Here is a 25,567-nt window from a genome sequence, read left to right as displayed (position 1 = left end):
ATGCTGCTTGCACCTGGAGGCGCCCAGTGCCACCATGCCGCAGCATGCCTGCTTGTCGTACTGAACCGATCTGGCTTTTATGACCGACGCTGAACCGCCTCGCAAATCTGCACCAACGCCCTCGCTGCGCCAGTTGAGCTGCTTCAAGGAGGTGGCCAATCACCGCAGCTTCAGCCGTGCCGCGCAAGCGCTCTCCATGAGCCAGCCCGCGTTGTCGTCGGCGATCCGGGAGCTGGAGAACCTGCTGGGAACACCTTTGTTCGACCGCAGTACCCACCATGTGCGGATGACACCCGCAGGCGAGGCCGTGCGCCCGCAGGTGGAGTGGATGATCAACAACTTCGTTCAGGGCGTGCAGGATCTGCAGCAGTTGCTCAAGTACCAGGCCGACACGGTACGCGTCAGCTGCATTCCGTCGGCCATCCATCTGCTCGCCCCATGGCTGGCGATCTGGCAAAAGGAAAATCCGATGGTTGACCTGCAGTTGCAGGACCTGCGCAACGAGGATTTGCTGCAGTCGGTGGCCAATGGGGGCTCCGACATCGGCCTGGGCCTGGAGTTCACCGTGCCCTCGACCGTGGATACCCAGTTCGTTACCGAAGACGAAGTGATGGCCGTGATGCCCGCCAGCCACCGCCTGGCCAAGATGCCCGAGCTGCGCTGGACGGACCTGAACGACGAGCCGCTCGTCATCCTCTCGCGCGGCAGCACCTATGAAATGATCGTGTCGGTGCTGGAGCAACAGGGCGTGGGCATCAGCCACACCGAAACCCTGACCTACACCGAATCGCTGTACGCCCTGGTGCGCAGCGGCCTGCGCATCGGCCTCATTTCGCGGCTCTACACCCAGTGCCACGTCGACAACGACCTGGTCACCATGCCGCTGAAGGCGCCCCTGCTGTCGCGCCGCATCTGCCTGATGACGCGCAGCGCCCATGGCAACCGCCGCCCGGTGGTGCAGCAATGCTGGGATTACCTGTGCAGCAACATGGGCAGCAGCGTGCCCAGCCCCAAGACCAGCAAGCGGGGCCACGGCCTCTGAACACGGGCTGCGGTGAGCGCCGCAGCGCTGCGTTCACACCTTCTGGCTAATGAAGGTGCAGCCCGCCCGGCCTACACCAGCGAGCCTTGGCCGCCCTGCCCTGGCGCATCTCCCCCAGCCAAACCCAGGTGCCGGTAGGCGGCCTGCGTGGCGATGCGGCCACGCGGCGTGCGCTGCAAAAAGCCTTGCTGGATCAGGTAAGGCTCGATGACATCCTCGATCGTGCCGGGCTCCTCGCCAATGCTGGCCGCGATATTGTCCAGCCCCACGGGCCCTCCGTCGAAGCGGTGAACCACCGCCTCCAGCAGCTTGCGGTCCATGATGTCGAAGCCCAGTGGGTCCACATCCAGCATGGCGAGCGCACGGTTGGCCATGTCCTGCGTGATGCGTCCATTGCCTTTGACATCGGCGTAATCGCGCACCCGGCGCAGCAGCCGGTTGGCAATGCGCGGGGTGCCGCGCGAGCGCCGCGCAATCTCCTGCCCGCCTTCATCGTCAATCGGCGTGTTCAGCAAGCCGGCACTGCGCATCACGATCTTTGTCAGCTCGGCCGTCGTGTAGAACTCCAGCCGGGCCACGATGCCAAAGCGGTCGCGCAGCGGATTGGTGAGCATGCCGGCGCGCGTGGTGGCTCCCACCAGGGTGAAAGGCTGCAGATCGAGCTTGATCGAGCGGGCCGCCGGGCCTTCGCCGATCATGATGTCGATCTGGTAATCCTCCAGCGCGGGGTAGAGAATTTCCTCCACCACCGGAGAGAGGCGGTGAATCTCGTCGATGAAGAGCACATCATTGCGCTCCAGATTGGTGAGCAGCGCCGCCAGGTCCTTGGGCTTTTCCAGCACCGGGCCGCTGGTCTGGCGCAGATTGACACCGAGTTCTGCCGCGATGATGTGCGACAGGGTGGTCTTTCCGAGACCGGGTGGGCCAAACAGCAGCACATGGTCCAGCGCCTCGCTGCGCTTCTTGGCCGCACCGATGAAGATCTCCAACTGCTCGCGTGCCTTGGCCTGGCCCACGTACTCGTCCAGCAGCTTGGGACGCAGCGCGCGCTCCAGCGCTTCTTCCTGTGATGAGGTCGGGCTCGCAGAGATCACCCGGCTGTCAGGCTGTTTGGTGAAAGAAGTGTCGAAAGAATCGGTGTGGATGGTCATGTGTCAGCAGCGTGCGCCGCGATCCGGTCACGGCGCAGCCCACACATAATAAGCCAGTCCGTCGTACAAAAGGTCCGGATTGCCCAGCCAGGCATCGCGCATTGCAGGATCGAGCGCATAGTGGTGGGCGCCGGTGCTGTACTGGTAGGAGCGGTAGACCGGCACCGCGCCATCGCCGCCCTGCTCGGGGACCCACCAGGCAATGCCATCTTCCTGCCATGACGGGTGGTATTGCCGCACGAACTGGCGCTCGGCCTCGCTGGTGGTGTAGAAATGGGCCACCACCTCAGGATTGAAATAGCGGTACACCGCCAGCATCCGGGGACGCTGCTGGGCAGATGCGTAGAACGCAATCCCCGTGTAGTGGAGTGCGTCCGGCAGCCCGGCAATCACCGCATCGCGCTCCTCGGCGGAGATCGTATAGAAATCCGCGCCAGACCTCGGAATATGGAAGCGGTAGACCGGCGCCGCCATGCTGCTGTGCAATGCAGCCGATGTGCCCAGCCAGGGCGAAAAGGTGCTGGCAACCGCCTGATCCAGGCGCCCATACACCACACCATTGGCGGGGCACCAGTTGTCGCCCCCCGTCAAGGTGCCCACCACGCGGCCATCGACGAACAGGGCCGATCCACTGCTTCCCCCTTCTATGCCGCCGCTGTCCACGGCCACGCGGTAGAACCCGCCATCCACCGCGGCGCCAGGAGTACAGCTGAGGGATGGTCGGGAAACGGTGTAGTCAAGATAGCAGGACGCCAGCTCCTGAATTCGGCCTTTGGTGATCATCTGCATATCCCCGTGCGGATGGTGAAGGCCTGCCGCCGCTGTGGCCATAGGCAGAGCTAAGGCATCCCAGCCCGCAAACAGGGCACCGGCAGGCGGGGCTTCATTGAGCTGGAGCAGCGTCATGTCATTGCCATAGCTGGTCGCCAGCCAGCGTGCGCCGCCATAGCGCTCGGTATGGCTGGCAGCCAGGTTCTCACTGTTGCACGACTGCGAGTAATAGAACCACATGGTCTGCAGCGTGGACGCCATGGCTTGGTCCCTCGCACAGTGCGCTGCTGTCAGCACATAAGGCGTTTGGTCCTGCTTGAGGTTATTGACCAGGGTGCCGGTGCACTGAAAGGTGTTGGTGCCGTTCACATACACCATGCGGATCACCGCGTCCCGCTGGTCCAGCAAGGCGGCCTGGCAGTTCACATCCTGCTGGCAATTGTTGGAGAGCCGCTTGGCAGGCTCTGCCTGCGCTGGCGCCAGCGGCGTGGGAGGCTCCACCACTTGCGACACCCACGGAACAGCGAGTGCAAGCTGCGCGTCGTCTACTGTCGCAGGCAACAGGATTTCCAGTACCGACGTGGGGCCCAGATCCGGCGTCCACCACGTACGCGCACCGGTGGCAGGGTCGAGCGGCAGGCGCTCCAGCAGCGCTGCGCCGGTTACTTCATAGCTGGCTGGGGACTGCGGCGAGGCATACATGCGAAACACCGCCGCCTCGGGCAATGCAGTAAACACGACTCCCAGCCGCAAGCCATAGGCACCATCAGGCGCCCATTGCAGGGCTGCAGCCCGGCCCCCATTGGGCAAACGGTTCCATGCCAGCAAATTGCGCGTCTGGTCTGGCGTCTGCAAGCTGGCAAGTGGTCGCCCTACACCAATCTGACGTGCGCCATCCGCTTGCAGCAACTCTGCCTTGGCTGCATCCCAAGGCGGCATCTCGACCTGGGCCACCCGGCTCGCCACCAGAGCAGTTGCATGCCTGAGTACGCCAGTACCCTCCTGCGGCTCCATACGAAGCGCATCCACTTGCACACCGGCCTGAGCCGACGATGCAACCACGCCCAACCAACACAATGCCGCCAGCAATGCGCCGCGACGCAACCCCAAAAACACTGCACAAAAAGACATCATGGCCTCCTCCTCAGTGCTCGTCACAGTACCAGCGCAGCCCCTCCCCCTATCGTGAACAATTTGCCCATAGATGGCAATTTAGACCCACCTCAAATAAATAGCAAACACCCACACCAATAGAAAAGTAAATCTGGATACGAAAAGAAAAAAGGACCTGCAAACAGGTCCTTTTGACATTGATACCTTGTGATTGACGGCGGCACTCAGCCTGCCAGCCAGCTCCAGATCTTGCTGTTGAAGACCTTGTCGAAGCGGCCATAGTTGTCCGTGCCATTGAGCGCAGTGCACGCGCTGGAGCCGCCATACAGGGTGCCGATGACCCGGCCATTGCTGAACAGGCCCGATCCGCTGCTGCCGCCTTCGGTCACGCCCTGGCTCCAGCGCACGGAGTAGAAATTGCTCTGTGCATCGCCTGCGGGGCACGAGACGCTGGTGCCTCCGGCCGAGACGCAGTTCGTGTAGCCATTGATGGCGCCCACGCTGTACTTCAGCAGATCGCCGTCCGGGTGGTGCAAGCCGTAGATGGCGGTGCCTTCCGTGGCGGTGTTGCGCGCATCCCAGCCTGCCAGCGTCACGCCTGCAGGTGGCGTGTCATTGAGCTTGAGGAAGGACGAATCCGTGCTGGCCGTGGCATACAGCAAGGTGGCCCCGCCATTGCGGCTGGCAAAGGTGCCCGGAATGCCCGAATTGCAGCTGCTCGAACGGTAGAACCAGCTGGTCTGCAGCGTTGATGCCGAGGTCTGCGTCGAGATGCAGTGGTTTGCCGTCAGGAAATACGGGGTGAAATCCTTCTTGGTGTTGTTGACCAGCGTACCGGTGCACACATACGAAATGCCGTCGGCAGCGACGTAGACCATGCGCGCCACGGCGTTGCGCTCCAGCTGGTAATTGCTGGTGCAGCTGGCATCCAGATTGCAGGCGCCGGCCTTCTTCTCCACGTCGGCCATCTCTGCCTCGGTTGGTAGGGACAGGTTCTGGTAGATGTGCGAGACCGAAGGGATCGCAATGCGCACCGCCTCGGCAGCCGTGCCCGCAGGCAGCACGACTTCCAGCGTGGCATTGCCTGCGCCCACATCGGGTGTCCACCAGGTGCTTGCAGCCTGGCCACCCTCGCCTGCCTTGCGGTTCTGCGCCAGCAGCGCATTGACGGAGGCGCCGCTCACCTGCACCACCGCATCGGGGTGCTCGTCGCTGTAGATGCGCAGTTGCGCGGCATCGGGCAGGCTGTCGACCAGCACGCCCATACGCAGTCCATATGCGCCTTCGGACGCGATATGCACGGCGGCAGCGGTGCGGCCGTCCGGCAATGGCTGCCATTGCAGCGCCGCCTGGGTCTTGGCAACCGATGTGGTCTGCGCCACCGCGCGCGGCACGCCGATCTGCATGGCAGGCTGGCCCAGCCCCGCCTGCTCGGACTTGGTGGTGTCGAGCTGCGGCAGCGCGATGCGCGTGCTGCGCAGCGTCACGCCCAGGGGTTGCACCTGGGTTTCGGCCTGGGCCTGGGCCTTGGAGCCCGGCAGCACGATCGAATCCAGCACGAAGGCAGTGGGGCTGGTGGGTGTTGTCGGATTACCACCATTGTCGTCGTCGCTGGAGCCACCGCCGCACCCTGCGACGGCCATCACTGCGGCAATGCCGCAGGCCCACGCCAGGCCACGCATTGCGTGCTTGGAATTGTTCATGGTCTTGCTACCTCTCGTTGTTGCCATATCAAAGGAAACCTGTGCCGAACCCGCAGGCCCGCGCGCCGCTTCAGAACGTGTTTACGATCTCCTCGCGCCGCGACAGTGATTTTGCGGGATGGGATGCGAGGCGCAGCGTGCAGCCAATAGCCCACCTATTGGCAAGCGCTGCAACGATGCAGACCGCCCGCAAAATCACTGTTCCGGTCATTTTGCCAGGGCCTTGAGCGCCTGCTTGATACCCTCTGCCACGCCGATGTCGGCCGGCAACACCTTGAGCGCGGCTGCCGCATCCTTGTCACTGTAACCCAGCGCGATCAGCGCCTGCAGGATATCAGCCTGCGCGTCGTTCACCGCCACCGCCTTGGCGCCAATGTCTGCGCCCAGCTTGCCCTTGAGCTCCAGCAGCAGGCGCTCGGCGGTCTTCTTGCCGATGCCCGGCACCTTCACCAGGCGCCCGGCCTCTTGCAGCGACACAGCCTGCGCGAGGTCATTCACCCCCAGGCCGCTCAGGATGGAGAGCGCCGTGCGCGGGCCCACGCCCGATATCTTGATCAACTCGCGGAAAGTCTGGCGCTCCTGCGCCGTACCAAAGCCGTAGAGCAGCTGCGCATCCTCGCGCACGATGAACTGGGTCAGCACCACCACCTTCTCGCCCACAGCAGGCAGGTTGTAGAAGGTGCTCATGGGCACCTGCACCTCGTAGCCCACGCCGTTGCAATCCACCATCACTTCGGGGGGGTTCTTTTCCACCAGGGTTCCGCTCAATCGGCCTATCATTCGTATCTTTCCTTGTTACGGCTCATGCAAACCAGGCTCCGGCAGGACGGCTGCCTGATGACAACGGACAATGCGCTGCGTGCATTCTGGTCTGCCTGAGTTGCGCCTGTTTTGTGCCAAGGCACAAGCATACTGATTTTTGGATGGAACCCACCGCGTGATCCTGCGCCACACCTTTACGCCCCACGACAACAACCGCCTGTCCAACCTGTGCGGCCCGGCCGACGCCCATCTGCGCCAGATCGAAACCCATCTGGCCGTGAAGATTGCGCACCGCCACGAGCAGTTCAAGATCGACGGCCCCAAGGCCGCTGCGAATGAGGCGCTGGAGCTCCTGCAGGCCTTGTACGAGATGGCGGATGGCCCGATCAGCGAAGACCATATCCAGCTGATGCTCGCGGGCGACGCCGAGCTGATGACCGCGCCCGAAGGCGCCATGGTGCTCAATACCCGCCGCGCCGACCTGCGCGCGCGCACCCCCAACCAGAATATCTACCTGGAAAACATCGCCGCGCACGACATCACCTTCGGCATCGGCCCTGCCGGCACCGGCAAGACCTACCTCGCCGTGGCCTGCGCGGTCGATGCGCTTGAGCGCAGCAACGTGCAGCGCATCGTGCTCACGCGCCCCGCTGTCGAGGCGGGCGAACGCCTGGGCTTTCTGCCCGGCGACCTGTCGCAGAAGGTCGATCCCTACCTGCGCCCGCTGTACGACGCCCTGTACGACCTGATGGGCTACGACAAGGTGCAAAAGGCCTTCGAGCGCAACGCCATCGAGATTGCGCCGCTTGCCTTCATGCGCGGGCGCACCCTCAACAACTCCTTCATCATCCTGGACGAGGCGCAGAACACCACGCCCGAGCAGATGAAAATGTTCCTCACCCGTATCGGCTTTGGCGCCAAGGCCGTGGTGACGGGCGATGTGAGCCAGATCGACCTGCCCAAGGGCCAGATGAGCGGCCTGATCGATGCCGAACAAGTGCTCAAGCGCGTCAAAGGCATTGCGGTGACCCGCTTTACCAGCGCCGACGTGGTGCGCCACCCGCTGGTGGCCCGCATCGTGGACGCCTACGACAAGCAAAGCCGCCCGGCGCGCGCGCACAGCCGCAGAGACTGAGAACTCACAAATCAATAGCTGGTAGCGCAGAACCCACCTGCGCCAGCCGCCAAAAACATTCAAAAACCATGGCACTGAACCAACTCACCCTCTCCCTGCAGTTTGCCCGCTTTGACGGCGTGGCCGAGCACCGCGCCGCGCTGGGGCGCAGCCAGGTCACGCGCTGGATCCGCCACGCGCTGGCCGATGACGCCGAAATCACCGTGCGCATCGTGGATGCGGAAGAAGGCCAGGCACTCAACCGCGAATACCGCAAGAAGGACTACGCCACCAATGTGCTGACCTTCGACTACCAGCAGGAACCCATCGTGCTGGCCGATCTGGTGCTGTGCGCCCCGGTGGTCGCGCGCGAAGCCCAGGAGCAGAACAAGACACTTGAGGAGCACTACGCCCACCTGCTGGTGCACGGCACCCTGCACGCCCAGGGCTGGGACCACGAAACCAGCGAGCAGGACGCCCAGGAGATGGAAGACTACGAAACCGCCATCATGCAGGAGCTGGGGTTTGAAGACCCCTACAAGAAATAAAAATAGAAAGTAGAAGAATCTGACCTGCAGCACATGCCTGTCATGCGCACCAACTCCTGATTCTGTAGCAAAAACAGGCCTGTGGCTTGCAGCATTCAGCCCGGGTACCGGTAAGCAGTAATGACTTTTGCGCGACCAATCCAATGGTCGCAGCGCAGCATTCGCACCTAGAATCCTCCTAAAACAGCCTGCACCCTCCGTCGTCGTTCCGCAAGACGGCGCTGGGAAGCGGCCCGCTGCGCACGGCAGGTGCCTGCCAGACATGTGGCACAAGGCCCCTGCGCAGCCTCTACAACAGGAGACTCCCCCATGGCCGATATCGCAATCCTGCTGGCTGCCGCCTTTGTGGCTGGCGCGCTCAATGCCGTCGCCGGTGGCGGCAGCTTTCTCACCTTGCCGGCACTCGTGTTCACCGGCGTGCCCCCTGTGGTGGCCAATGCCACCGGCACGGTTGCACTGCTGCCGGGCTACGCGGCAGGTGCCTGGGGCTTCAAGGATGACATGGCATCGCCGCCCGGCCTGTCCATGAAGGCCGTGGTCGTACTGGCGCTGGCGGGGGGAGCGCTGGGCGCGGCGCTGCTGCTGTTCACCCCCGACGCCACCTTCCGCAAGATCGTGCCCTGGCTGCTGCTGGCTGCCACGGCCATGTTCGCCTTTGGCCCGCAGCTGCGCGCCTGGGCTTCGCGCCGCAATGGCGGAGGCGCGGGTACGCCGTCGGCGATGAAGGCCGGGCTGGGCATGCTGGCTGTCTCCATCTACGGGGGCTACTTCAATGGCGGCCTGGGCATTCTGCTGCTGGCCTTGCTCGGCCTGCTGGGCCAGACCAACCTGCATGCCATGAACGGCACCAAGAATCTGGTCTCCGCCCTCCTGACCGCCATTGCCGTCGCCATCTATGCCGCAGGCGGCGTGGTGCAGTGGAAGCAGGCGCTGATCATGATGGTGGCAGCCACCCTGGGCGGTTACCTGGGCGCGCGCGTGGCACGCAAGATTCCGCCCTCATGGCTGCGGGGCGGCATCGTGACCACCGGCCTCGTCATGGCTGCGCTTTTTTTCTGACAGCGGCGTCCGCCGCCACTTCATAGGCAGGCGAAGGCTCGGCGGCCATCACCTCTGCATTGCCGTGCACCTTGGCGAACGTGAGAATCACCTCGCGCACCACCTTGCGCTGCGGCGGAGGCAACTGCAGGAATGCATCAAAAGCCTCGCGCTCCAGATAACCAACGCCCACATCCCAGCGCTGCCGGTATTCCTGCGCCGAGCGGCGTACCTCTTCCCCAAAACGCAACACTTCCGGCTCGATCTTGAGCAGGCTCGCCAGCACCACCAGCTTGTCCTGCGCGGGGATTGATTCGCCCTTGAGCCACCGCGACACCGCCTGAAACGTGACGGAGCGGCCCCAGTAGTGGGTGTTGAACAAGGTCAACAGCACACCGGGCCTCGGCTCCAACCCTGCCGCCTGCATCGCATCGCGCAGTCGTTGGGCAAATTCAAGCTTGTTATCCATCCCCTGAAATTAAAGTTCTGTAGAATTCAGATTCAACTTCTTGTTGAAAAATATATTGAATTATCACTTTAATCGATAGATCGCGTGCTCTCGGTCATTCGAATCCCCACTCGGATGCAAGCAAGGTGCCGCCCAGTACCCATGCCCCAGTCACTCATCGAACAGCTTCCGAACATCATTGCCCAGGGACGCAGGCAAGCGCAGCGCATCCTTGAAAGCCTGGACACCTGTGAGCGCGTTCGCCTCCAGACGCGCGAAGTGGTGCGGCCAGATGGCAAAGGCGCCTGCGCGGACGCCCGCCCACCCGGCCCGCGATGGATGAACCGCCTGATCCATGGCGACAACCTGCTGGCCATGGCGGCGCTGCTCGCAGGCGACGAGGAGACACCCAGCCTGCGCGGCAAGGTCGACCTGATCTACACCGACCCGCCTTTTGACAGCAAGGCCGACTACCGCACCAGGGCCACCTTGCCCGGCATTGAACACGAACACCGCCCCACCGTCATCGAGCAACTGGCCTTCTCGGACACCTGGAGCGAAGGCACGGCCGCCTACCTTGCCATGATCACGCCGCGCTTGATTCTGATGCGCGAGTTGCTGGCCGACACCGGCTCGATCTACGTGCACCTGGACTGGCATGTGGGGCACTACGTCAAGATCGTGATGGACGAAGTCTTTGGCAAGGACGCCTTCCTCAATGAAAACATCTGGCACCGCGCGGCCACCGTCGGGAGAATGGGGCCAGAGCACCAGCGCAAGTTCGACAGTGTCACCGACGGCATCTACCTGTACAGCAAGAGCGGTCGCCACACCTTCAACCAGCTGCGGCGGGCACTGAACAGCCAGCAGGAGGCCGCCTACAACAAGGTGGAAGCGGCCACCGGCCGCAGATTCAAGCTGGTGACACTGGGCAACTACTGCGAGGCAACCATCCAAAGCATGCATGCGCAAGGCCTGATCCATGAAACACCGTCAGGCAGCCGGTACAAGAAGTACTACCTGGACGAAGCCAGCGAGGTGATTGGCAACCTCTGGACGGACATCAGCACCTCCACCGCCTCGCGCGCGAGCGAAAGCGTTCACTACGCCACCCAGAAACCCGCCAAACTGCTGGAGCGGATCATCCAGGCCTCCTCTGCCGAAGGCGCCCTCGTCCTTGACGGATTCGGCGGCTCGGGCACCACCGCAGCCGTCGCGCAAAAGCTGGGGCGCCGTTGGATCAGCATTGATATCGGCAAGCCCGCGTGCATGGTCACCCGCAAGCGCCTGATGTGCCAGGGTGCAGAACCATTTGCCTGCCAGACCATCGCCAGCTACCCGGAGGAAGCCGCCCGGGCCCATTTTGGCAAGCGCGATTTCTGCGTGGACGAACTCTCGCAGATGGTGCTGTCGCTGTATGGCGCGGCCCCGTTGCCGCCGGGCCTGCACCCGCAGTACCCACTGGGGCAGGTCGCGCGCCGCGTCACTTCGGGCGCGCAAGGTGGCAAAACCTTGGTGCTGGCCGACAGCCCCGACAGGACAACCTGCGCTGCCACATTGCACATGGCCCAGTCCCTGCGCGATCACCTGCCCGGCAGTTGGAACCGATGGGGCCGCTGGGACCGGGTGGTGGTGCTGGGCTGGAATTTCGAGCCCTCAATCAGCCAGACGATCACCGCGCTCCATGACAGCCGTCTCGAAGTGCTGGCCATTCCACCCGATCTGCTCGACTGCCTGCACAGAAAGGGCGGCGTAGACAGGTTGCGCGGCCAAGTGCGGTTCTCGTCACTGGCACACCTGACATTGCACCCCGTGCAATGCCAGCCGCAGGGCCTGCACGACATTCTGTCCGTGCGCCTGAAAGACTATGCACTGCTCTCGCCAGACGCCATCCCCCTGCAAGGCGCCAACCGCGCCAAGCTCCAGGCCGTGGCCCGTGCCGAGCCGTTGGCCTTGATCGAGTATTGGTCCGTCGACCCCAGTTATGACGGGCGGGTCTTCCGGCCCGCCTGGCACGACTACCGGGGCAACACCGCCCATGTGGCCCGCATTGCCAACGGCAGTGATGCGCTGCGCGTGAGCGCACAAGCCATATTGACCGTGCCTGCACATGCCCCGCCGCGCGTGGTGTGTGTGCGGGCGGTGGATGTCTTGGGATTCGAAGCAGAAGTCACCACCATCCTGGGCGCACCGCTCTGAGAACGTGTTTACGATCTCTACGCAGCCGCGTTGGAGTGCAATCGGGATGAGTTCGAAGCGCTGGGCCACAGCTTGCACCGGGGTGCAAGCAAGGGCCAGCGCGCAGAAATCGCCCGATTTCACTCCAACCCAGAGGGACAGTGGGTTTGCGGGCGCCCCGCAAAGCCACTGTCGCGGCGCGAGGAGATCGTAAACACGTTCTGAGCCTGGCACCGCTGCTGCAATGCAGCAAGCACCGCTATTGCGCCGTGGGCGCCTGCCCCTCGGCAGCAGGCCCGCGCACCACGTCAATGAACGCCTGCAGCGGCGCCGATACCGCCTGCGGATGCCACACAAAGGCCCCTGCCGTATGCGCAGCCAGGCTGTTGCTGCTTTGCAGTGGCACAAAACGCACGCCAGCCATGCCCGCGCGCTGCAGGCACGAAGGCACCAGCGCCACGCCCTGGCCGATGGCCACGAGGGCAATTACCGTGAGCCACTGGCGCACCGCATGGCTGGTGCGGGGGTGAATGCCTGCGTTGTGCAGGCAGGCGATGACATTGTCGTAGTTGGCAGGGCTGACCTCGCGCACAAACATCACAAAGCGCTCATGCGCGAGGCTGCGCAGGTCAATGCTGGCCTGCTGCGCCTGGGGGTGCGCCTCGGGCAGGCAGCACACCAGGGTGTCGGGGGCGAGAGGCCACAGCGCCAGCCCCGGCGCGGGCGTGATGATGTTGACGAAGCCACCCTGCAGCTGGCCGCGCGCAATGGCTGCCTGCTGCTCGGTGGTGGACATTTCGTGCAAGGTGATGTCGATATCGGGGCGCTGGGCGCCAAAGGTCTGCATCACGCGCGGCAGGTCGCGGTAGATCATCGAGCCGGTCACGCCGATGGCCAACTGCCCCTGTTTGCCCTGCGCCACATTGCGCGCCACATCGGCGGCGCGCTGTATCTGCCCCAGCACCAGGCGCGCCTCGATCAGAAACGCAGCGCCCGCATCGGTCAGCCGCACCTGCTTGGCATCGCGCTCCAGCAGGCGCACGCCCAGGTCTTCCTCCAGCGATTTGATGGCGACCGACAGCGGCGGCTGGGTGATGGCCAGGCGCTCGGCGGCACGGCCAAAATGCAGCTCTTCGGCCAGCACCACAAAGTAACGCAGCAGATGGGTTTTCATCTGCGTATCATGCCCCAGCCTGTGCAGCCCCGCCGGTTTTCGACGGGTTGAAGGCCCTGTGGCGCGCGTATCCATCGTGACCGCCTCGCCCGGCGTACCAGTCAGCAATACATCAATACGACTTGGGCAGGCCCAGCACCTTCTCGGCAATGAAGCACAGGATGAGCTGCGGGCTCACTGGCGCGAGGCGCGGAATCCAGCTCTCGCGCATGTAGCGCTCCACATGGAATTCCTTGGCGTAGCCCATGCCGCCATGCGTGAAGATCGCCGTCTCGCAGGCGCGAAAACCCGCCTCTGCCCCCAAGTACTTGGCCGCATTGGCCTCTGCGCCGCAGGGCTTGTGCTGGTCGTACAGCCAGGCGGCCTTCATGGCGAGCAAAAAGGCGGCTTCCAACTCGATCCAGCGCTCGGCCAGCGGGTGCTGAATGCCCTGGTTCTTGCCGATGGGGCGGTTGAACACCTCGCGCTCACCGGCGTACTTGGCAGCGCGTGAGAGCGCAGCGCGCCCCAGGCCGATGGCTTCGCAGGCAATCAGGATGCGCTCGGGGTTCATGCCGTGCAGGATGTACTCAAAGCCTCGGCCCTCCTCTCCAATGCGGTCTTCCACCGGAATGCGCAGGCCGTCGATGAAGAGCTGGTTCGTGTCCACGCACTTGCGGCCCATTTTGGGAATCTCGTGCACTTCGATCTTGCTGCGATCAAAGTCGGTGTAGAACAGCGACAGGCCTTCGGTGCCCTTGCATTCCTCCACCGGCTTGGTGCGCGCCAGCAGCAAGATCTTGCTCGCCTCCTGCGCAGTGGAGATGAACACCTTCTGGCCGTGCACCAGGTAGTGATCGCCTTCGCTGTCCGTGCCGCGCACGGCGCGGGTCTTGAGCTTGAGCGTGTTGAGGCCGGTGTTCGGCTCGGTCACACCAAAGCAGGCCTTGTCCTTGCCCGCGATCAGCGGCGGCAGCATGCGCGCCTTCTGCTCCTGCGTGCCGTACACCACGACCGGGTGCAGGCCAAAAATGTTCATGTGCACGGCAGAGGCCCCCGAGAGGCCCGCGCCCGTGGCGGAGATGGTGTGCATCATCAGCGCCGCCTCGGTGATGCCCAAACCCGCGCCGCCAAACTCCTCGGGCATGGCAATGCCCAGCCAGCCCGCATCGGCCAGCGCACGGTAGAAGGCCTCGGGAAACTCGCCGTCGTCATCGCGCGCATGCCAGTAATCGGCATCAAACGGTGCGCAGACTTTCTCGATGGCATCGACGATCTGCTGCTGCTCTTCGGTCAGTGCGAAATCCATGGTGTGTTCCTCAATATCAGTGGCCGGAGCCTTCCGGGCGACGGACGCGCGCCGGGTTTTCGCCATAGGGCGGGCTGTAGATCACCAGCAGCTTCGCGGGCGTGTCGCTGGTGGTCTGGAAGATGTGCATGGCATCGGCAGGAAAAAAGCAGGTATCGCCCGGCACCATCTCGAACGATTCGCCCTCGACCTCGACATGCGCCGTACCCTCGAGCAGGTAGCAGGCCTGCTCCATGCCCGGGTGGGCATGCGGCAGCGCACCGCCCCCCTTGGCGATTTCGCCCAGCACCACCTCCATGTGCTGCGCGCCCACATTGGCGCTGCTGACGAGGCGGCGGTTGAAGGTGCCGGTGTGGTTGGCCGGGCTGTACGCCGGCACATCGGCGGCGCGGATCAGGTATTTGGAAACCATGGTGAGGACAACCGAATTACTACAAAATCAATAGCTAATGGCGCCTGATGGGAAAGCGCCAAGGGCTGTTTTCATTCAAAATTCACTGCGCAGGAATGTCTGCCTGCTTGACCAGCTTGCCCCAGTACTGCAACTGGTCGGCCACATAGGTGGCGAACTCCTGCGGCGTCTTGGTGGGCCAGACCTCGAAGCCGATCACCGCCAGCTGCTTCTGCACCTCGGGGTCGGCCAGCACGGCCTGCAGCTCGGTGTTGATCTTGTTCACCACGGCGGGCGGCGTGCCCGCAGGCGCAAAGATGCCGTTCCACGAAGTGATGTCAAAACCCGGCAATGTTTTGCCGACGGGTGGCACGCCCGGCAACTGCGACGAGCCCTTGGCCGCCGTCACGCCCAGCGCGCGCACCTTGCCCGCCTTGAGCATGCTGCCGCCCGAGCCCAGATCCACCACATACATCTGCACCTGGTTGCCCATCAGGTCAGTCAGCGCCTGCGGGCTTGATTTGTATGGCACGCCCACGATGTCGGTCTTGGTCAGAAAGCGCAGCGTCTCGGACGCCACGAGCGAGGTGCTGTTGGGCGTGGCGTACGAAATCTTGCCCGGATGGGCCTTGGCGTAGTCGATCAGCTCCTGCACCGACTTGATGGGCGAATCCACGTTCACCGCCAGCGCGAACGGCAGCTCGCCCACACGGGCGATGGGCGTAAAGTCCTTGATCGGGTCGTACTTGAGGTTCTTGACCAGCCAGGGATTGGCCGAATGCGAGGTGTTGGTGGTCATGAACAGGGTCTGCCCATCCGGCTTGGCCTTGAGCACCGCCGCCACGGCAATCTGCGCATTCGCGCCCGCGCGGTTGTCCACAATGACCGGCTGCCCCAGCCGCTCGCCGAGCTTCTGCCCCACGGCGCGCGCCACCGCGTCGGTGCCGCTGCCTGCCGCGAACGGCACGATCATCGTGATCGGAGCACTCGGGTAGCTCCCCTGGGCGCGGCTCACCGGCGCAGTCACAGCCGCAGCCAGCGCGGCGGCTGCCCATACCATTGTCTGGCGTCGTTGCATCGTGTTGTCTCCTGTGCAGTTGTGCTTGAGCCTCTGTGGGCTTTATCGATGGTGCAAGGTTTGACGATTCACGTCCAATGTTTTGTAAGGATGGTTTGATTCACAAATCGAATGATTGACCGGGTGTGCCACCAGCAACAAAAAGCGCCCTCGTGGGGCGCTGCTGCATTCGGGTAGCCAGCCGGTCAGGCCGTGGCGCGGCGCACAAAGCGCCCGCCGCGCTGGGGCAAGGCCCCATCTTGCTCGGTATAGCTGAGCACCCCGTTGACCCAAACTGCCTCCACCCCCGCGCTCAGTTGCTTGGGGTCTTCAAACGTGGCGCGGTCCTGGATGCGCGCCGGGTCGAACACCACCACATCGGCCGCCTTGCCAGCGGCCAGCACGCCGCGCCCGGCCAGGCGAAAGCGCTGCGCCGACAGCCCCGTCATCTTGTGGATGGCCTGCGCCAGGCTCAGCACGCCCTTGTCGCGCCAGTACATGGCCAGCACGCGTGGGAACGCCCCCCACAGGCGCGGGTGCGGGCGCTCGTCGTTGGGCAAGCCGTCCGAGCCGATCATCGACAGCGGGTGGGTGATGACGCGCTGCACGTCGTCTTCGCGCATCTGGAAATAGCAGGCATTGCCCGGCTTGAGCTGCACGCAGGTGTCGTACTCGCTCTGCCCCCACGCAGCCGCAATATCGCGCAGGTAGCGGCCCGCCACCTCGGGGTGGGTTTCGCTGCGGGTGATGAGGATATCGATCACGCCATCCACCAGGTCTTCGCGCAGCACGGTGGAGCCCGCCGTGTACGGGTACACGTCCATCGACAGCTCCTGCTGCTGGGCCAGCTTTTCGGCCAGCGGCAAGGTTTGCAGCGTGCGGCCCCAGTTGGCCGAGCCCGCACACTTGTGGTGCGACAGCACCAGAGGCAGCCCCGATTGCTGGGCCGTGCCTGCCGCCTCCAGCATGGCTTCCAGAATGCCTTCCAGCTCATCGCGGATGTGCGTGGCGTACACGCCGCCATGGCGGGCCGCCTCGGTCGCCACTGCCACCAGCTCCTGCATGTCGGCTGCATAGGCTTCGCGGTAGAAAATGCCGCTCGACAGGCCCAGGGCCCCCGCCTCCATGGCTTCGCGCATGTCGGCCGCCATTGCTGCGCGCTCGGCCTCGTTGGCAGGCCGGTTCAAGTCGGACATGTGCTTGATGCGCAGCGCCGTGTGGCCCAGCAAAGCCGCAATATTGATGGCAGGCTGCGCTGCATCCACAGCCGCTGCATAGTCTTTCATGGTGGAAAAGCGGAACTGCCGGTCGCCCAGCAGCGACAGCGGCGCCATCGGCGCATCGGTCACCACCGGCGCCAGCGAAATGCCGCAGTTGCCGGCAATCACCGTCGTCACCCCTTGCGAGAGCTTGGGCAGCATGCCCGGGTTGTTCAGCGCGGCAGCGTCGTCGTGGGTGTGCACATCGATGAAGCCCGGGGCAATCACCTTGCCGCTGCAGTCAATGGTCTGCGGGTCCTGCTGCTGCCAGGCCGCCACAGCCTCGGCCAGGGCCGCATCGGCGGGTGCATCTTTCGCAAGCACGCCCACAATGCGATCGCCTTGCAACCATACGTCGCCCACAAATTCGGCGCTGCCGGTGCCATCTACCACCAGACCATTCTTCAACCACACTTTGCGATCCATGCTCTGCTTTCCAAAAGCTCTCTTCAATCCTGCTTGCGCGCCTGCTTGCGGCCCTGGCCGCCGTCCTTTTGGGCGCTGGCGCTTTTCTTGCGCGGCACGGGTGCGGGCTCTGCGCCCAGCGCTGCGCTGCGGCGCTGCTGCGCGGGCTGCTGAAAACCCATGTATTCGTAGCTGTCGAAACCATGGGTTTCGAGCAGCCGCTTGTACTGCTGCATGCCGGTGATGACGCGCGGGCCCAGAATCTGCGCCAGCCGCACCATCAGAATCTCGATCACCACCAGGTGCGCCAGATAGGCCTCGGTGCCCACGCGCATCACCGCATCCTGCGGCACGGTGACGGCCAGCACATGGTCGGCCAGCTCGGCCAGCGGCGTGCCCGGCTGGGTCAGCGCCACCACCGTGGCGCCCTGCTGGCGTGCAAACTGCGCGGCCTCCAGCGTGAAAGGCATGCGCCCCACGTGCGAGATGACAAAGGCCACGCCCTTCTTGCCCAGCGTCGAGGCCGACACCAGCTGCTGGTGCGCATCAAAGATCGCGTTCGATGTCAGCCCCAGGCGGAACAGGCGGCTTTGCAGCTCCTGCGCCATGAAGGACGATGCGGCGCCTACCGAATAGCAGTCGATGCGCGTGGCCGCTGCCATCTTGGCCGCCACCTCGTCGATCAACGCGGCATCGAGCTTTTGCCCCAGGTTGGCAATCGCGCCCGCTGCGGCATGCACGATCTTGCTGACCACATCGCCCGTGGAGTCGTCCTCGCGCACACTGCGGTGCAGGTGCGAACCCGACACTGCCAGCGTCTGCGCCAGCGCCACCATGAACTCGCGCACCGAGTCATAGCCAAAGCGGCGGCACATGCGCACGATGGTGGGCATGGACACATGGGCCTGCGCAGCCAGCTGCTCCACCGTGGCGAGCACAGCAGCGCCCGGGTCTTGCAGGATGACATCAATCACCTGGCGCTGCGCCAGCGGCAACGCGGACTGCTGCTGCTGCAGCACCTGCAGGGTGAGAGCCGGACGATTCATCACCATGTCAACCATCCATGGCGTAGCGCATGAGACGGGCATGGCCCATGCGCGGGCAGCCGAGCAAGGGCCGGGGCCGGCCGCGCCGCCCCGCAGCGAGGGCTGCGTCCCCCTTCCCATGCGCCGCATGAGAGAAGGGGGAAGGCGCACAGCGCCTCAGGGGGTTGTATTCTGCACATTCAGAACCTTGTTTCGATGGCATCCACCAGGTTCCAGGCGTCGTCCACCACGGCAATCCAGCGCCACTTGTCAAACGTGGTGCAAGGGTGCGAGATGCCCAGCGACACGCGATCGCCCACGGCGGGCGCGCCCTGTGTGGGATCGAACCGCAGGTAGGCGTGCTGGTCGTTGAGCGCGCTGATCTTCCAGCCGGCAGGCGCGGCCTGCGCCGTGGTGCTGCCGCGCACGGCAAGGCGCTGCACCGAAGGCATCTCCAGGTCGTACGAGATATCGCGGCGGCCGCAGGTCAGCAGCGCCAGGCCCGGCTCGGGCACGGACTGCACCACCGACCAGACCTCCAGCGCCGCCTGCAGCGAACCCTGCAGGCCTTCGCGCTGCTCCACCAGCTTGAGCAAGCGCTGGTAATTGCCATGGTCGTGGGTGATGTAGCAGCCCGAGCGCAGCACGCCCATGAAGCTGCGCGACAGGCCCGCGCCCTGCAACAGCGGCACCACCAGGTCGAAAATGGCTGAGCCGCCCGCGCTCAGAATCGGCTGCGCATCGGGCAGCAGGCCCTGCGCATCGCAGGCCTTGGCAATATCCACCACGCGGTGCACCATCTCGGCCACCGCTGGCACATCATGCGCAGAATTGCATTGGGCCAGCCCCCCCTCGTAGCATTCGATACCGCCCAGGCGCGCCGCTGGCGATGCATGCACGGCCTGCGCCAGCGCCACGGCTTCCTCCAGCGTGCGCACGCCAGTGCGCTGGCCAGGAATGCCCACTTCGATCAGCACATCGAAGGCGCGCTGGCTGCCACGGGCCTTGGCCCAGTCTTCAATGCAGCGCAGCTGCGCAATCGAATCGACGAGAAACCACACCCGCAGATCGCTGTGCCGCGCCAGCAGGGCATCGAGCCCATCCAGGTCGGCAGGCGCCACCACCTGGTTGGCGATGATGGCACGGCGCATGCCCGCCTCCACCCCAACTGACAACTGGTAGATCGTGGCAAAGGTCAGGCCCCAGGCGCCGCCCTTGAGCTGCATGTCAAACAGCTGGGGCGACATGGTGGTCTTGCCATGCGGCGCAAACTGGATGTTGCGGCGCGCGGCGTAATCCTGCATCCAGCGCGCGTTGTGCTCCAGCGCCGACCGGCGAATGACGGCCAGCGGGTACGGCAGGTCATCACGCAGCACATTCCAGCCGCGCGCGGCCAGTTGCGAGGCCTGCATGGGCGCAGCGGTCAGTGGATAGCTCTTGCAGCGGTGGTCCACAACAAAATCGGGTTGCATCTCAAACTCCTCAGTCTTGTACTTTCCAGCAGGCCTGCAGGTGGCCCGTATGGCTGCCGCCCACGGCACGCAGCTGCATATCGGCCTGCGCACATTGGCTCTCCGCCTGCGGGCAGCGGGTACGGAACACGCAACCACTGGGCGGATTCTTGGGGCTGGGCAGGTCGCCGGACAGCAGCGGAATCGTGCGGCGTTGCGCCGGATCGGGAATCGGCGCAGCCGCCAGCAGCGCCTGTGTATACGGATGGCGTGGCCGGGCGTACAGGGTCTCGGTGGGAGCAACCTCCACCACGCGGCCCAGGTACAGCACCACCACGCGATCACACAGGTATTCCACCACATCCAGATCGTGGGAAATGAACAACAAGGTCAGCCCCAAACGGTCTTTCAGATCGCCCAGCAGGTTGACCACCTGTGCCTGGATCGACACATCGAGCGCCGACAGCGGCTCGTCCGCCACGATGAAGCGCGGCTGCACGGCCAGCGCACGGGCAATGCCGATGCGCTGGCGCTGCCCGCCCGAAAACTCGTGCGGAAAGCGCTCGGCATGCTCGGGCCGCAGGCCCACCTGCTCCAGCAGCTCTTCGACGCGCTTTTGCCGCGCTGCGCCAGTCGCCATGCCGTGGGTGGACAAGGCCTCGCCCAGCACATCGCGGATGCGCATGCGCGGGTTCAGGCTGGCATACGGGTCCTGAAAAATGATCTGGATATCGGAGCGCAGGGGCCGCAGCTCGCGCTGGCTCAGGTGCGCCAGATCAACCACCTTGCCGTCCTTGCGGTACTGCAGGCTGCCGGCGGTGGGCTCGATCAGGCGCGTGAGCAGACGGCCAATCGTGCTCTTGCCCGAGCCCGACTCGCCCACCAGGCCAAGTGTTTCGCCTGGAAAGATGTCGAACGAGACGTTGTCGACCGCGCGCACCGGGTGCGCGCCCGAGCCAAATTGCTTGCTCAGCTGCTGGATGCGGACCAGCGGCTCTGCGGCGGCGGCTTCGGGCGCACTGCCAGCGGCGCGGTCCAGGGTATCGGTCATGCTCATGCGCTTTCTCCCGCGCGGATGCAGCGCACCTGGCGCGCGGGCCAGCTGTCTGCGTTCAATACATCCAGGCCCGGCATGGCGGCTTCGCAAGCGGGCAGCTTCAGGCTGCAGCGTGGTGCAAAGGCGCAACCGGGAGGTGGGCTCAGCAGGCTGGAGACCTGGCCGGGAATGGCGTCAAGCCTGCGCTTGGGCACGAAGGCGGGCTTGCCGCCTGCGCGCATGGCAGAGGCGGCAGCCTCCAGCTCGCGCTTGCGCGCCATGCCCGGCAGGCAGCCCAGCAGGCCCTGGGTGTAGGGGTGCTTGGGCGCGGCAAACAGATCGTGCACGCTGGCGGTCTCAACAATGCGGCCGGCATACATCACCGCAATCGCATCGGCGTACTGCGCCACCACGCCCAGGTTGTGGGTCACAAACAGAATGCTCATGCCCGTCTCCTTCTGCAACCGCCCCATCAGCGCCAGAATCTGGGCCTGGATCGTCACATCGAGCGCCGTGGTGGGCTCGTCGGCGATCAGCAAGGTCGGGTTGCAGGCCATGGCCAGTGCAATCATCACCCGCTGGCGCATGCCGCCCGAGAGCTGGTGCGGATACTCATGCACGCGCTGTGCCGCAGCCGGAATCTCGACCAGTTCCAGCATGCGCTGCGCGTGCTTCAGCGCCCCGGCCTTGTCCAGCCCCATGTGCAGGCGCACCGATTCGGCAATCTGCTCGCCCACGGTAAGCACCGGGTTCAGGCTGGTCATCGGCTCCTGAAAGACCATGGCCATTTCATTGCCGCGCAGCGCGCGCAGGGCGGCATGGTCCAGCCGGAGCAGATCGACCGTGCGGCCATCGCGCAGCACAAAATGCGCCTCGCCCTGCACCTGCGCGTGCGAGGTCTTGGCGTGCAGGCCCATCAACGACAGGCTGGTGACGGATTTGCCCGAGCCCGACTCACCCACCAGGGCCAGCGTCTGGCCCGGCATGATGCGAAAGCTCACATCCGAGACGCTTTGCACCCGCCCGCCATCGGTGGCGAACGAGGTCGACAGCGAGCGCACATCAAGCCGTGGCGTGGCCATGGCGGGCTGCTGAGCGCTGGCTGCGTGGGCTGCAACAGCAGCGGTTTGCGTGGCGGTGCTCATCATGATTTCTTCTTCAGCTTGGGGTCGAGCAGGTCGCGCACGCCGTCGCCCAGCAGTTGCAGCGACAGGGCCGTGAGCACAATGGCGATGCCGGGTGTCAGGATCGTCCAGAAGGCCTTGTCCGCGTATTCCAGGCTGCCGGCGATCATGGTGCCCCAGGTGGGAATCTCGGGCGGCACGCCCACGCCCAGGAACGACAGGCCCGCCTCGGCAAGGATGGCATAGGCAAAGATGAAGGTGACCTGCACCAGCACCGGCGAGAGCAGGTTGGGCAGGATGTGACGCCACAGGATCATCGGCGTGCTCACGCCCAGCGCCTTGGCCGCATCGACAAACAGCAGCTCGCGCAGCACCAGGGTCGATGCACGCACCACGCGCGCCACCCGGGGCGTATAGACGATGGTGAGCGCGAGAATCACGTTCCACAGCGAAGCGCCCAGGATGGACACGAGCGCAATGCCCAGCAGAATGTCGGGGAAGGCCATCATCGCGTCCACCAGGCGCATCAGCGGCGCATCGAGCCTGCGAAAGTAGCCTGCCAGCATGCCGATGAGGGTGCCCAGCACCACTGCGCCCAGCGCGGTGAAAAAGCCGATCATCAGCGAATAGCGTGCGCCGAAGATGATGCGCGCCATCACGTCGCGGCCCAGCTCGTCGTTGCCCGCCCAGTGCGCCCACGACGGCGCATGCAGGCGCATGCTGATGTTCATGTCATTGGGGTCGGCATCGGTCAGCAGCGGGTAGCACACGGCAGTCGCCACGATCAGGAGCAGCACGATGGCGCTGGCCAGCACGATCTTGCGGGCAAACAGGCGCTTCAAGGTTTTCACCCATGCAGCGCTCGCCCAGCCTGCGCCAGCAGCTACAGAAAGAGGAGTGGATGCGGAGGAGGTTGGTGCGTTCATCACTTGCTCTCCAGGCGGATGCGCGGATCGACCACGGTGTACAGCAGGTCGATGGCCAGGTTGATGAACACGTAGATGGCAGCAATCACCAGCAAGGTGCCCTGGATGACCGGGTAGTCGCGCCGCAGCACGGCGCGCACCACCAGGTTGCCCACGCCCGGCAGGTTGAACACGGTCTCGGTCACCACGGTGCCGCCGATCATCAGCGCGAGCGTGAGGCCCAGCACGGTGACGATGGGCACCAGCGCGTTGCGCAGCACATGCTTGCACAGCACCACGCCCTCGGCCAGACCCTTGGCGCGGGCGGTGCGTACGTAGTCTTCACCCAGAATGTCGAGCACCGAAGCACGGGTGAAGCGGATGATCAGCGCCGAATTGAGCACGCCCAGCACCAGCGCGGGCAGCAGCAGGTGCTGCAGGCGCTGGGCCAGCGTCGAATCCGGGTCGCCATAGCCCGACGCCGGAAACCAGCCCAGGTGCACGGCAAAGATCTGGATCAGGATGAGCCCGAACCAGAAGCTGGGAATGCTGGCGCCCAGCATGGCCACGGTGCTGACGATCTGGTCTGCCCAGCTGCCGCGCCACACGGCCGCAGCCATGCCGCAGGGCACGCCGATCAGCGCTGCAATCGATACCGCAAACAGCGCGAGGAACAAGGTGGGCTCGGCACGTTCGAGCAGCGCATGGGTGACCGGCATCTGCAGAAACAGCGACTGCCCCAGATTACCCTGCAGCACCTGGCCGATCCACAGCACGAACTGGGTGGTGAGCGGCTTGTCCAGCCCGTACTGCACGCGGGCGGCAGCAATATCAGCAGCAGTGGCCTGGTCGCCCAGCAGCAGGGCCACCGGGTCACCCGACGCAAGGCGCGTGAGCAGAAACACCAGCACGGCGACGATGGCAAGCACCACCAGCGCGCCGCCCAGGCGCTTGAGTAAGAAATGCAGCATGGAAAACCTCGGAGCCTCTGGGCGCGCTGTTTACTTGGCGAGCGACGTGTTCCAGAAGAACGGCCACGGCATGGCGGTATAGCCTTGCAGCTTGGACGAGCGCGCCGACAGCGCGTTGAACTTGCCCACTTCCACAAACGGCACTTCGTCGTAGATCAGGCCCTGCACCTTGCCCCACAGCGGTCCGCGCTTGGCCACATCAGGCTCGCTGTTGAACGCGGTGAGCGCCGCCTTCTTGGTGTCGGTTTCCCACCAGCCGGGGGCGCCGCTGCCCATTTGTGGGGGCGAGAGCATGGGCTCGGGGAACAGGCCCGAGTGCGTCACATACACATCCCACAGCTTGGCGTCGTTGCGGCGCTGCACCAGCGTTGCCCAATCCACCACCTGCAGATCGGTCTTGAAGCCTGCGCGCTTGAGGTGCTCGGCCATCACCAGCGCCATGTTGTAGTGGAACTCGTACTGGCGGCTGGCCATGATGCGGATCGGCTCGGCCTTGTAGCCCGCCTTGGCAGCCTGGTCCTTGGCCACTTGTGGATTCTTCTGGTTGTACTGCTTGGCACCGGCGTCCGAATAGTACGGTGTGCCCTTGGGGAAGAAATTGGGCTCGGCGGTGAAGAAGCGCTTGTCGCCAAAACCGGCCTGCAGCATCTCGGCCGGGCCCATGGCCGTCTGCGCCGCCAGGCGCAGCTCCTTCTTGGCGAGCACGCCTTCCTTGGTGTTGAAGACGATGTAGGGGAAACCGAAATTCTGCGTCACGATGGGTACCACGTTCGGCGCGCCCTTCTCGATGCGCCCCATCGACTCGACCTGCAGCAGGTCGGAGTACTGGAACTGGCCCGACAGCACGCCCTCCACCCGCGTGGTGGCGTTGGGCACGGGCACAAAGCGCAGTTCATCAAGCAATGCCTCGCGCTTGCCCGCGTAACCGCTTGCCGGCTCGCTGCGGGCCGCATATTTGTCAAAGCGCGCCAGCACGGTGAACTGGTCTGGCTTGCGCTCCTTGAGCTTGTAGGGGCCCGTGCCGATGAAATCCTTGAGCACCGGCGCAATCGCCTCCTTGGGCATGATGCCTGCCATGCCGCTGGGCATGGCCAGGTGCGCCAGCAGCGGCGCGTACACGGCCTTGAGCTTGATCTCGACCGTAGTGACATTCTTGGCCGTCATGCTGGCAATTTCCTGCGCCACGGCCTTGCCGCGCGCCGACACATCCATCCAGCGCTGCAGCGAAGCCACCACGTCATCGGCCGTCATGTCCTTGTCGTTGTGGAACTTGACGCCCTTGCGCAGGGCAATGGTGTAGGTGAGGCCATCGGCCGAGATGGTGGGCATGCCTTCAGCCAGCATCGGCTTGATGTTCCACTGCGCATCAAAGGTGTAGAGCGGCTCGAACACGTGCTGCATGATGGTACCCACCAGATCGGTGGAGCTGACCATCGGGTCGAGGCTCTGCGGCTCACCAATCATCGCCAGGTTGGCAGCACCGCCCTTGGCGCCCGCCTGCGCCCAGGCGCTGCCCGCCGGCAGGCTGGCGCAACCTGCCGCCACCAGGGCGGCAGCCAACAGTTGGCGACGTGATGTCCGGGGAAGCAGTGCGAAGGCGTTCATGGTGCGGG

The 25,567-nt window shown here is 64.6% G+C and carries 22 protein-coding genes; 5 read left to right on the top strand and 17 right to left on the bottom strand.

Annotated features, from left to right (window positions below):
- Nucleotides 1-79 precede the first annotated feature (79 nt).
- A complete protein-coding gene (locus tag LAD35_RS20740; protein WP_224153132.1) occupies nt 80-1,042 on the top strand; it encodes a LysR family transcriptional regulator in 963 nt (320 codons plus the stop codon).
- A 71-nt stretch (nt 1,043-1,113) separates the two neighbouring features.
- Here LAD35_RS20740 and ruvB read toward each other — a convergent pair whose 3' ends face one another.
- The 4 genes from ruvB to ruvA all read right to left on the bottom strand — a co-directional run bounded on the left by ruvB (nt 1,114) and on the right by ruvA (nt 6,560).
- Nucleotides 1,114-2,193: a Holliday junction branch migration DNA helicase RuvB gene (ruvB, locus tag LAD35_RS20735; protein ID WP_224153131.1), complete on the bottom strand. Its 1,080-nt coding sequence runs from the start codon at nt 2,191-2,193 to the stop codon at nt 1,114-1,116.
- 27 nt (nt 2,194-2,220) lie between these two features.
- Nucleotides 2,221-4,098 carry a trypsin-like peptidase domain-containing protein gene (locus LAD35_RS20730; RefSeq protein ID WP_224153130.1) on the bottom strand — a complete coding sequence of 626 codons (1,878 nt, stop codon included), beginning with the start codon at nt 4,096-4,098 and terminating at the stop codon, nt 2,221-2,223.
- A gap of 203 nt (nt 4,099-4,301) precedes the next feature.
- Entirely contained in the window at nt 4,302-5,780 is a 1,479-nt protein-coding gene (locus LAD35_RS20725) for a trypsin-like serine protease (RefSeq protein WP_224153129.1), read from the bottom strand.
- Nucleotides 5,781-5,987: 207 nt separating this feature from the next.
- The gene (gene ruvA / locus LAD35_RS20720) at nt 5,988-6,560 is read right to left on the bottom strand and encodes a Holliday junction branch migration protein RuvA (RefSeq protein ID WP_224153128.1); all 573 of its coding nucleotides are present in this window, start codon (nt 6,558-6,560) and stop codon (nt 5,988-5,990) included.
- Between the two features lie 157 nt (nt 6,561-6,717).
- Here ruvA and LAD35_RS20715 point away from each other — a divergent pair, with 157 nt between their 5' ends.
- The 3 genes from LAD35_RS20715 (at nt 6,718) to LAD35_RS20705 (ending at nt 9,263) form a co-directional block, all read left to right on the top strand.
- Nucleotides 6,718-7,677 (top strand): PhoH family protein, encoded by a 960-nt coding sequence (locus tag LAD35_RS20715; RefSeq protein WP_224153201.1) that lies wholly within the window; start codon nt 6,718-6,720, stop codon nt 7,675-7,677.
- A 68-nt stretch (nt 7,678-7,745) separates the two neighbouring features.
- On the top strand, nt 7,746-8,204 hold the full coding sequence (ybeY, locus tag LAD35_RS20710; RefSeq protein WP_224153127.1) for an rRNA maturation RNase YbeY: 459 nt from the start codon (nt 7,746-7,748) through the stop codon (nt 8,202-8,204).
- Nucleotides 8,205-8,513: 309 nt separating this feature from the next.
- Nucleotides 8,514-9,263, top strand: a complete 750-nt coding sequence (locus tag LAD35_RS20705) for a sulfite exporter TauE/SafE family protein (protein ID WP_224153126.1) — start codon at nt 8,514-8,516, stop codon at nt 9,261-9,263.
- Here LAD35_RS20705 and LAD35_RS20700 read toward each other — a convergent pair.
- Nucleotides 9,241-9,711 (bottom strand): transcriptional regulator, encoded by a 471-nt coding sequence (locus LAD35_RS20700; RefSeq protein WP_224153125.1) that lies wholly within the window; start codon nt 9,709-9,711, stop codon nt 9,241-9,243. The two genes, LAD35_RS20705 and LAD35_RS20700, sit on opposite strands and share 23 nt — an antisense overlap.
- A 141-nt stretch (nt 9,712-9,852) precedes the next feature.
- Here LAD35_RS20700 and LAD35_RS20695 point away from each other — a divergent pair, with 141 nt between their 5' ends.
- On the top strand, nt 9,853-11,889 hold the full coding sequence (locus tag LAD35_RS20695; RefSeq protein ID WP_224153124.1) for a site-specific DNA-methyltransferase: 2,037 nt from the start codon (nt 9,853-9,855) through the stop codon (nt 11,887-11,889).
- Between the two features lie 238 nt (nt 11,890-12,127).
- Here LAD35_RS20695 and LAD35_RS20690 read toward each other — a convergent pair whose 3' ends face one another.
- The 12 genes from LAD35_RS20690 to LAD35_RS20635 form a co-directional block, all read right to left on the bottom strand.
- Nucleotides 12,128-13,042: a LysR family transcriptional regulator gene (locus LAD35_RS20690; RefSeq protein ID WP_224153123.1), complete on the bottom strand. Its 915-nt coding sequence runs from the start codon at nt 13,040-13,042 to the stop codon at nt 12,128-12,130.
- 112 nt (nt 13,043-13,154) lie between these two features.
- Nucleotides 13,155-14,330, bottom strand: a complete 1,176-nt coding sequence (locus LAD35_RS20685) for an acyl-CoA dehydrogenase family protein (RefSeq protein WP_224153122.1) — start codon at nt 14,328-14,330, stop codon at nt 13,155-13,157.
- Between the two features lie 16 nt (nt 14,331-14,346).
- A complete protein-coding gene (locus LAD35_RS20680) occupies nt 14,347-14,742 on the bottom strand; it encodes a cupin domain-containing protein (RefSeq protein WP_224153121.1) in 396 nt (131 codons plus the stop codon).
- Nucleotides 14,743-14,824: 82 nt separating this feature from the next.
- Nucleotides 14,825-15,799 carry a Bug family tripartite tricarboxylate transporter substrate binding protein gene (locus LAD35_RS20675; protein ID WP_224153120.1) on the bottom strand — a complete coding sequence of 325 codons (975 nt, stop codon included), beginning with the start codon at nt 15,797-15,799 and terminating at the stop codon, nt 14,825-14,827.
- A gap of 185 nt (nt 15,800-15,984) precedes the next feature.
- Nucleotides 15,985-17,463 carry an N-acyl-D-amino-acid deacylase family protein gene (locus tag LAD35_RS20670; protein ID WP_224153119.1) on the bottom strand — a complete coding sequence of 493 codons (1,479 nt, stop codon included), beginning with the start codon at nt 17,461-17,463 and terminating at the stop codon, nt 15,985-15,987.
- A 23-nt stretch (nt 17,464-17,486) separates the two neighbouring features.
- Nucleotides 17,487-18,494 (bottom strand): MurR/RpiR family transcriptional regulator, encoded by a 1,008-nt coding sequence (locus tag LAD35_RS20665; RefSeq protein ID WP_224153118.1) that lies wholly within the window; start codon nt 18,492-18,494, stop codon nt 17,487-17,489.
- A 173-nt stretch (nt 18,495-18,667) separates the two neighbouring features.
- Nucleotides 18,668-19,939, bottom strand: coding sequence for an amino acid deaminase (locus LAD35_RS20660; protein WP_224153117.1), 1,272 nt, complete (start codon nt 19,937-19,939; stop codon nt 18,668-18,670).
- 10 nt (nt 19,940-19,949) lie between these two features.
- Nucleotides 19,950-20,969 (bottom strand): ABC transporter ATP-binding protein, encoded by a 1,020-nt coding sequence (locus LAD35_RS20655; protein ID WP_224153200.1) that lies wholly within the window; start codon nt 20,967-20,969, stop codon nt 19,950-19,952.
- 2 nt (nt 20,970-20,971) lie between these two features.
- A complete protein-coding gene (locus LAD35_RS20650) occupies nt 20,972-22,036 on the bottom strand; it encodes an ABC transporter ATP-binding protein (protein WP_224153199.1) in 1,065 nt (354 codons plus the stop codon).
- 62 nt (nt 22,037-22,098) lie between these two features.
- A complete protein-coding gene (locus LAD35_RS20645) occupies nt 22,099-23,004 on the bottom strand; it encodes an ABC transporter permease (protein ID WP_224153116.1) in 906 nt (301 codons plus the stop codon).
- A complete protein-coding gene (locus LAD35_RS20640; protein WP_224153115.1) occupies nt 23,004-23,954 on the bottom strand; it encodes an ABC transporter permease in 951 nt (316 codons plus the stop codon). Before LAD35_RS20640 ends, LAD35_RS20645 begins: the two co-directional genes overlap by 1 nt.
- Nucleotides 23,955-23,984: 30 nt before the next feature.
- Nucleotides 23,985-25,559, bottom strand: a complete 1,575-nt coding sequence (locus tag LAD35_RS20635) for an ABC transporter substrate-binding protein (RefSeq protein WP_224153114.1) — start codon at nt 25,557-25,559, stop codon at nt 23,985-23,987.
- Between the last annotated feature and the right edge of the window lie 8 nt (nt 25,560-25,567).

Origin of the sequence: Comamonas odontotermitis, from assembly GCF_020080045.1 — a bacterium.
GTDB lineage: Bacteria > Pseudomonadota > Gammaproteobacteria > Burkholderiales > Burkholderiaceae_C > Comamonas > Comamonas odontotermitis.
This window is presented reverse-complemented; position numbering and strand designations above follow the sequence as displayed.

What these genes read in the sequence shown, in the direction of transcription:
- LAD35_RS20665 (WP_224153118.1), bottom strand. Translation starts at nt 18,494, where the DNA reads ATGGTGATGAATCGTCCGGCTCTCACCCTGCAGGTGCTGCAGCAGCAG.
- LAD35_RS20655 (WP_224153200.1), bottom strand. Translation starts at nt 20,969, where the DNA reads ATGACCGATACCCTGGACCGCGCCGCTGGCAGTGCGCCCGAAGCCGCC.
- LAD35_RS20695 (WP_224153124.1), top strand. Translation starts at nt 9,853, where the DNA reads ATGCCCCAGTCACTCATCGAACAGCTTCCGAACATCATTGCCCAGGGA.
- LAD35_RS20730 (WP_224153130.1), bottom strand. Translation starts at nt 4,098, where the DNA reads ATGATGTCTTTTTGTGCAGTGTTTTTGGGGTTGCGTCGCGGCGCATTG.
- ruvB (WP_224153131.1), bottom strand. Translation starts at nt 2,193, where the DNA reads ATGACCATCCACACCGATTCTTTCGACACTTCTTTCACCAAACAGCCT.
- LAD35_RS20725 (WP_224153129.1), bottom strand. Translation starts at nt 5,780, where the DNA reads ATGAACAATTCCAAGCACGCAATGCGTGGCCTGGCGTGGGCCTGCGGC.
- LAD35_RS20700 (WP_224153125.1), bottom strand. Translation starts at nt 9,711, where the DNA reads ATGGATAACAAGCTTGAATTTGCCCAACGACTGCGCGATGCGATGCAG.
- ybeY (WP_224153127.1), top strand. Translation starts at nt 7,746, where the DNA reads ATGGCACTGAACCAACTCACCCTCTCCCTGCAGTTTGCCCGCTTTGAC.
- LAD35_RS20650 (WP_224153199.1), bottom strand. Translation starts at nt 22,036, where the DNA reads ATGGCCACGCCACGGCTTGATGTGCGCTCGCTGTCGACCTCGTTCGCC.
- LAD35_RS20705 (WP_224153126.1), top strand. Translation starts at nt 8,514, where the DNA reads ATGGCCGATATCGCAATCCTGCTGGCTGCCGCCTTTGTGGCTGGCGCG.
- LAD35_RS20690 (WP_224153123.1), bottom strand. Translation starts at nt 13,042, where the DNA reads ATGAAAACCCATCTGCTGCGTTACTTTGTGGTGCTGGCCGAAGAGCTG.
- LAD35_RS20670 (WP_224153119.1), bottom strand. Translation starts at nt 17,463, where the DNA reads ATGGATCGCAAAGTGTGGTTGAAGAATGGTCTGGTGGTAGATGGCACC.
- LAD35_RS20645 (WP_224153116.1), bottom strand. Translation starts at nt 23,004, where the DNA reads ATGAACGCACCAACCTCCTCCGCATCCACTCCTCTTTCTGTAGCTGCT.
- LAD35_RS20740 (WP_224153132.1), top strand. Translation starts at nt 80, where the DNA reads ATGACCGACGCTGAACCGCCTCGCAAATCTGCACCAACGCCCTCGCTG.
- LAD35_RS20685 (WP_224153122.1), bottom strand. Translation starts at nt 14,330, where the DNA reads ATGGATTTCGCACTGACCGAAGAGCAGCAGCAGATCGTCGATGCCATC.
- LAD35_RS20660 (WP_224153117.1), bottom strand. Translation starts at nt 19,939, where the DNA reads ATGCAACCCGATTTTGTTGTGGACCACCGCTGCAAGAGCTATCCACTG.
- ruvA (WP_224153128.1), bottom strand. Translation starts at nt 6,560, where the DNA reads ATGATAGGCCGATTGAGCGGAACCCTGGTGGAAAAGAACCCCCCCGAA.
- LAD35_RS20675 (WP_224153120.1), bottom strand. Translation starts at nt 15,799, where the DNA reads ATGCAACGACGCCAGACAATGGTATGGGCAGCCGCCGCGCTGGCTGCG.
- LAD35_RS20680 (WP_224153121.1), bottom strand. Translation starts at nt 14,742, where the DNA reads ATGGTTTCCAAATACCTGATCCGCGCCGCCGATGTGCCGGCGTACAGC.
- LAD35_RS20640 (WP_224153115.1), bottom strand. Translation starts at nt 23,954, where the DNA reads ATGCTGCATTTCTTACTCAAGCGCCTGGGCGGCGCGCTGGTGGTGCTT.
- LAD35_RS20635 (WP_224153114.1), bottom strand. Translation starts at nt 25,559, where the DNA reads ATGAACGCCTTCGCACTGCTTCCCCGGACATCACGTCGCCAACTGTTG.